Source organism: Chitinophaga sp., assembly GCF_036569125.1.
In the GTDB taxonomy this organism is placed as follows: domain Bacteria; phylum Bacteroidota; class Bacteroidia; order Chitinophagales; family Chitinophagaceae; genus Chitinophaga.
The window spans coordinates 20,905-28,507 of record NZ_DATCRF010000830.1; the positions used below are offsets into that span (position 1 = coordinate 20,905).

3 protein-coding genes are annotated in these 7,603 nt (G+C 49.4%); 1 reads left to right on the plus strand and 2 read right to left on the minus strand.

The annotated features are described in order from the left end of the window. The first annotated feature begins 554 nt into the window (after window positions 1–554). Window positions 555–5,510, plus strand: a complete 4,956-nt coding sequence (locus VIM87_RS30620) for a PKD domain-containing protein (RefSeq protein WP_332000665.1) — start codon at window positions 555–557, stop codon at window positions 5,508–5,510. Between the two features lie 139 nt (window positions 5,511–5,649). On the opposite strand, the gene VIM87_RS30625 is transcribed toward VIM87_RS30620, so the two are convergent. Further along, complete coding sequence (locus tag VIM87_RS30625) at window positions 5,650–6,840, minus strand: glycosyltransferase (RefSeq protein WP_332000666.1); 1,191 nt, start codon at window positions 6,838–6,840, stop codon at window positions 5,650–5,652. A gap of 101 nt (window positions 6,841–6,941) precedes the next feature. Further along, a partial coding sequence (locus tag VIM87_RS30630) for a T9SS type A sorting domain-containing protein (RefSeq protein WP_332000667.1) occupies window positions 6,942–7,603 on the minus strand: 662 nt, incomplete at its 5' end.

Below are 7,603 nucleotides of genomic sequence, written 5' to 3' on the forward strand. Positions count from 1 at the left end.
CGTTAATAATAATAAAGCGGTCTTTTTTACAGGATACAGTTACAAAAAGAGTAGTATATGGGGTAACAATACTATATGTTTTTTACGCGTGCAAGATACATTTTTTTGTTAATAAAAAAAATATGTTACAACAATCGCGTGTTGTAGATATTGAAAAACAAGATAATACGAGGTAGAGAAAAAGATAATTTATTATAATTCCTGATATATATACAAAAAAACTATTATTTGATAAATAAAAAATACTTTCTTTGCAAGGGTGATATCGAAGAGACATTAGAAGAGTACATAATATCTTAAGCACAACATTAGAAGAACTAAGAAGACAATATCACCTGTCAGTGTTATTCGTTCAGCCATTCAAAGCTTGTCCAGGGGGGATTAAGGCTTGAAAGCTTGGAAAGATCTCATTGATAAACCAACACCATATGTTTAATATGAAAAACCTCTATGTAATGAAACAACATTACACTAACTCTACTGTGCCTGGCCGCACAGCTCTATTAGTGCTCTTGTCCTGTCTATCCTTATGCCTGTCGTCTTTCGGTCAGGGAATGAAGAACGTTCCAAAAACCTTGCCGGATACATTTACGAATTTAACAGGCTATTATCAGGCCCTTCCTGTCGATTACGACGCTAATCCTACAAAATCTTATCCTTTACTGATCTCCGTACATGGCGTAGGCGAGCTTGCCGGCGCCAACACCACATCCCTGCAGTCAAAAGTGCTGAAGAACGGACCGCAGGCATTGATTGAGCGCGGTACCTTTCCTAACTCATTCACCTCTAACGGAAAACAGTACTCTTTCATTGTGATCTCACCACAATTTAAAACATGGCCCGGCGCCGGCGACATTCACCGCCTGGTAGCTTACCTGCAAAAAACCTTACGTGTAGACGCATCCCGTTTATACGTTACCGGTTTAAGTATGGGCGGCGGTGTTATCTGGGGCGCTATCTCTGAAGTGCCTTCCAAAGCAAAACAATACGCAGCAGCCGTAGTGGTATGCGGCGCCTATGACCCGGTACCTTATCCGCAGCTGCAAAAAACAATTGCGGCAAACAATACTCCGGTGTGGGCAACACATAACAACAACGACCCTACGGTTCCGTACAAATATTCTGTAGGTTGGGTAGATGGGATTGACGGGTCTAAACCGGCGCCTAATCCCATGGCCAAATTGACGACTTTTAACGCCAAAATCCACGATGCGTGGTCAAAAACCTACGATCCGAACTTTAAGGAGAACGGCATGAACGTATATGAGTGGATGCTGCAGTATACCCGTGGCGTCTCCTCCACACCACCAACCACTACACCTTCCAAACCCTCCACCGGCACAGGTTCCGCTAATAAACGTATTACCGTACCCCGCTCCAGCGGCAACCAGGTTTATTACCCGGATGCTATGAAGAGCCTGAACATAACGGCAGGGGATACCCTGTGTTTGGCAGCAGGTGATTATGATTTTATCCAGTTCGGCGGGTTGCTGGGCACAGCGGCTAAACCCATCATTATCCAGAACTGCGGCGGCCTGGTACGCACCGGCGTAAACAGCACCACCACCGTAGCAGCTTTTGTATTTACCAACTCAAAATATTTTAAAGTAGAAGGTACCGGCGACAGGAACATTGAATATGGTTTTGATGTGAATGGTACCAATAAAAATGGTCAGAAGCTGTTTGGTTTCTTCTTTGGAGATGGCAGCAGCGACTACGATCTGCATAATGCATACGTGCACGATGCCGGTATGTTTGTGCAGGCCAAAACCCTGCAGCAGTGCGGGCATCCCGAGTGGCTGGAAGGCGCGTTCGTTATGCGTAATGTAAAGATCCACCACCTGCTGTGCCGCAACTCCGCCTGGGAAGGCTTTTACATTGGTAACACCCATTACCTGTGGGATGATGGTACCTGCAAAAGCATGAAATCGCACCACATTGAAAACCTGGAAGTATATGATAACGACCTGGAAAATATAGGCAGCGACGGTATCCAGATCTCCATGGCCGACCTGGGCACCAACCTGGTGCACCACAACCGCCTGGTGAACTATGCCATGGCTAAGAACAGCGCACACGGCTACGGCATTCTTTGCGGTGGCGGCAGTACGCTGCGCATTTACAACAACCGGGTAGACAAAGGTTATAACTGCGGTATCCAGATCTTTGGCAGCGGTATAAACTATGTGTACAATAACGTGGTTACCAACATTTATTATGAAGGTATAAACGTAACGGATAAGCTGTTATTCCAGCCCGCCACCGGTTATATCTATAATAACACCGTATCCGGTACCGGGGTGGATGCTATTAAGATCTATGCCGATCTTACCACCGTTGGCCACAAGATCTATAACAACCTGCTGATAGCGCCGGGTGGTTCCTGGGATTACCCGCAAAGCGGCATGTATATTAAAGGCGCCGCACCCATTAAATTCGATTACTCCAACAACCAGTCTTATAAAACAACCGACCTGCCGTTGTTAGGCAATGTGCTGGGCGGTCTTTTTGAGCTTACCTCCAAATCAGCCGCAGTAAATGCCGGACGGGATATGTCTGACCTGGGTCTGAAAACAGACTTTGACGATGTAACACGCCCGCAGGGTGGTAAGTATGACGTTGGTGCGTATGAGTATGCAGGCCTGCTGAACACAGCGCCTACGGCTGATGCCGGTGGCGACATCGTGATCAAGCTGCCGGCCACCAGCGTTACGCTGGATGGTACCGGTTCTAAAGATAAGGATGGCATCATCTCCAAATATGCCTGGAAAAAGCTGAGCGGCCCCGTACAGGGCACTATTACCACCGCTACGGTTTCTAAAACTACGGTTACCAACCTTACACAAGGCACCTATGTATTCCAGCTGACCGTTACGGATAACAGCGGCGCAATCAGCACCGATGAAGTAATGGTAACCGTACAGCCCTCCACCGGCAATAAGCTGCCGGATGCAGAAGCAGGCAGCGATGTTACTTTAACATTACCTACCAACGCAACACAATTATACGGCAGCAACTCACTGGATCCGGATGGTGTGATCGTAAGCTACCTGTGGAAAAAGATCAGTGGCCCAAGCTCCTTCACCATTGCAGAAAGTGATGCCAGCAATACCGATGTTACCGGCCTGGTAGCAGGCAGCTACACCTTTGAGCTGAGCATAACAGATAATGCAGGCGGTGTTAGCAAAGACCAGGTAGTGATCAACGTAGTGAATCCCGGTGGCAATCAGGCGCCGGTAGCCAATGCCGGTTCTGATGTAAGGATCACCTTACCAACCAGCAGCGCTACGCTGGATGGCACTGCCTCTAAAGATGCCGATGGCAGCATCGCCAAATATGCCTGGACAAAAGTAAGCGGCCCAACCGGAGGCACCATTACCACTGCCGGCGCCAGCAAAACAACCGTAACCGGGCTTACTACTGCCGGCACCTACGTGTTCCGCTTAACCGTAACCGATAATAAGAATGCAACTGCAACGGATGATGTAACCGTTACCGTAAGCAGTGCCACCAATAAAGCGCCTACCTCTAATGCAGGTAAAGACATAACCATTACCTTACCCACCAGCAGCACTACGCTGGATGGCACCGGTTCTGCAGATTCTGATGGCAGCATTACCAAATACTTATGGAGCAAGGTAAGCGGCCCAAGTGGCGGTACCATTACTACCGGCGGCGCCAGCAAAACCACTGTTACCGGTTTAACACAGGGCACCTATGTGTTCAAGTTAACCGTAACGGACGATGATAATGCTACCGCTTCCGATGAAGTGACCGTAATTGTAAACGCAGCCGCTAATAAAACGCCTACTGCAAATGCAGGCGCCGATATTAACATTACCATGCCCACCAACAGCGCTACGCTGGACGGCACCAGATCTGCGGATCCCGATGGCAGCATCAGCAAATACGCCTGGACCAAAGTAAGCGGCCCCGCAAGCGGCGCCATTACTACTGCCAGCGCCAGCAAAACCACTATTACCGGTTTAGGCCAGGGCACTTATGTGTTCAGGTTAACGGTAACAGATAATAAGAATGCAACCGCTACCGACGAGGTAACCGTAGTGGTAAATGCAGCTGCTAATAAAACACCGGTAGCAAATGCCGGCCAGGACCTTACCATTACTTTACCGCTGCGTACCGCACATGTGGATGGCAGCGCGTCTAAAGATCCGGATGGCAGCATTGTAGCTTATACATGGACTAAAATAAGCGGCGGCCAGGGTACTATTATTGAACCCAACAACAAGGCCACCAACATTACCGGCCTGGCGCCAGGTACTTATGTGTACGAGCTCACAGTAAAAGATAACAAGGGCGCTACCGCTACTGACCGTGTAACCGTAACCGTGATCAACGCGGTTGTAAACGAAGACCCGATCGCCAATGCAGGCCCCGATATCTGGATCACCCTGCCGCTGCGCACCGCACATGCAGATGGCAGCGCGTCTAAAGATCCGGATGGTACTATCGCATCTTATAGCTGGACCAAAGTAAGCGGCGGCCAGGGCACTATCATAGAACCTGCTAAAAGGGCCACCAACATTACCGGCCTGGATATAGGCACCTATGTATATGAGCTGCGTGTAACGGACAACAAAGGCGCGGTATCAACCGACCGTGTAACCGTAACCGTACTGCCTGATCCGAATAATAAGGCGCCGATCGCCAATGCCGGCAGTGATCTCACCATCACATTACCGCTCACCACCGCAACTGTGAATGCCAGCGCCAGCAAGGACTCCGATGGCAGCATCCGCAAATACCAGTGGAGCCAGATAAGTGGTGCACACTCCACCATCATTGAACCTAACAGCATCTCCACCAACATTACCGGCCTGGTAGCTGCAGGCGCCTATGTGTATGAGCTGAAAGTAACCGATAATGAAGGAGTAACCGCAACCGACCGTATAACCGTAACCGTGAAAGCGGCTGCCGCAGCCAAGAACATTGCACCGCTGGCCATTGCCACCGGCGATGAATCAGTACAGGCGCCCAGCGATTTCATGTACATAAACGCCGAACAGTCCAATGATCCTGACGGCACCATCACAACCTATTCCTGGAGGCAGGTAAGCGGCCCAAGCCCGGCTTACATCTGGCATCCTGATTGGGTGGAAACACGCATCAGCGGCCTGGAAGTAGGTACCTATGTGTTTGAGCTGACGGTAACCGATGATCAGGGGGCAGCAAGCAAAACCACTTACACCATAGAGGTGCTTACAGATAAAACCAGCATTACCCTGGATTCTGTAGCCATGTACCCCAACCCGGCTGTTACCAACATGCGTATTACGGTTAGGTACATAGGCAGCGGTGACAGGCTGTACTTCACTATCTATGACCTGAACGGACGGCCGAAAGCTAACTTCAGCGAGCCGGTAACCGGTAAAACCATCCAGAAGGATATAGATGTAAGCACCCTCACCGGTGGTTATTATATCATGGAGGTTAAAGACAGCAAAGGAACGTTCCGCTGGACCGGCAAGTTCCTGAAGGCAGGAGACTGAAAAAGTAAAAAGTAAAAAAGCAAAAATTAAAAAAAGGAAGCGGAGATAATCTCTGCTTCCTTTTTTTATTATACCGGATTTTATTAATGGATTTTTCCTTTCGTTCTACTCTTTTAATTTTTGCTTTTTGCTTTTTAATTTATAACGCGATAGCGTTATAAATTGCCTCCACCGAGTTCTCCCAGGTATGGGATTGTGCAAAGGCTATTTGCGCAGCGCGGCGGGCAGGTTCATCTTCTGCCATGGCCTTTTCTATCAGCGGTACATAATCCTCTTTTGTTGCCGCCAGGTACACATGATCCTTAAACAGCTGCATGGTTTTGGTGTCCGTAGCCACAGAAGGTTTGCCCATGGCCAGGTATTCATCAATTTTCAGGGGGTAGTTGCCAATGGTGATCTCATTTACCAGCTGCGGGTTAATGCACACATCAAAATGCTGCAGGTACAGCGGCAGGTCCGTTAGCGGCTTGCGCCCCAGGAAATGAATATTGGGCTGCTGGTGCAGCGCTGATTGCTGAAAAACCTCATCCTCCGGCCCAACCAGTACAATTTGCCACTGGGGGCGGTTACGGCTGATGTATAACAGGATCTCAGGATCCAGGCGCATGGCGGTAAGCGCGCCTACATAACCTATAATGGGCGCATCTGTCAGGGGCAGGTCTGCCGGCCGCTCGTATACCTTTTGCGGGTCAAATAAGCTCAGATCGCAGCCCTGGCCTACGTAATAACTGTTGCGGTTATACTGCAGCAGCATATCAGTGAGGTACAGGGAGTTGGCCACCGCCACATCTGCTTTGGCAATATGCCGGGGCTCCAGCTTAGCGCCATGCCGTTTCCAGTAATCCATGGCTACCAGGTAATCCCGGCTGTAATAAATATAGCGGTCGGGCTTTAACAGCTCTTTCAGGTAAAAGCCGCGGAAAATATCGTTGTCGTTAAATAAAAGAATGTTCTTAAACCCCAGCTCATTTACAGCCTCCTGTATGCTTTTGGCAAAGCGTCCGTTGTTAATACGGTTAAAAATGGAAAATAAGGGCGTAAAGGGTATGAAATTAGCCGATTCAAGCACCCGGTTGGGGTACAGGTTCCAGAAGTTGTCGCCAATGGGCACAATGCCGCTGGTTTCCCCTTTTACCACTTTCAGGTGAAAAGCTACTTCCGGATCGTGTTTTTGCTGCATAATAGTGCGGCGGTCCAGGGGGGAGTTTACATACAGCACCCGGTTATGCCGGGCAAACTGTAACGCAATATTTTTACAATTGCTGCCAATAGGCGTGTACCATTGTTGAAGACCCACAATAACAATGTCCCGGTTCTGAATTAGGGGCATAAGAACGCTATAGTTTGAAATAAGGTACAAAGGTAACGGCTTTCCTCCAAAACCAAAGCCCCGGTCAGGTACCGGGGCTTTGGCTGGTTTAAATCTGCTATTTATCGCTGCAGCAGCACCTTCCCGTTGTATACTGTATGATCCCTGGCAATAACCTGTATAAAATAAATGCCTCCTGTTGTTAACCGGGATATATTCAGGCCATTACGCTGCAGCACTTCCCGCTGCACTTCGCGTCCGTTCACATCTCTGATGATTGCTGTACTGCCGGAAAGGTCTTTACCCCTGAACCGCAGTTCGCCGCTGGCAGGGTTGGGGTATAGCTGCAATGCTGATGTTTGCTGCTGTTTAACCGCTGCTGCGGCGCTGCGCGCGGCAGGCGGTGTTGTATTGCGGCTTACTATTACCACTACCTGTTTGCGAAGGCTGTTGCAGCCCTGCTGCTCCGTACCGGCATAAAAGTAGAGGGTACCGGCTGTAAGCACGGTGAAGTGGTAGCTGTTGCCGGTATAAACCGTGGTAGTACCGGTGTCGGAACGGTACCAGTGTATTGCCGCGCTGTCTGCCGCAGTAGCCGTAAGCGTTACGCCGGCAAAACGGTAGGCATATACGGTGTCCGGCACACCCAATACAGGCGCCGGCGGCCGGGGAGTGGTGGTCACTGTTACGGCTATTCGTTGCGGAAATTCACATTGCGCCTGCGAGGTAACGTAATAGGTTGTGGTGCTGTCGGCCTGCAATGTAAAATAATCGCCGGTATATA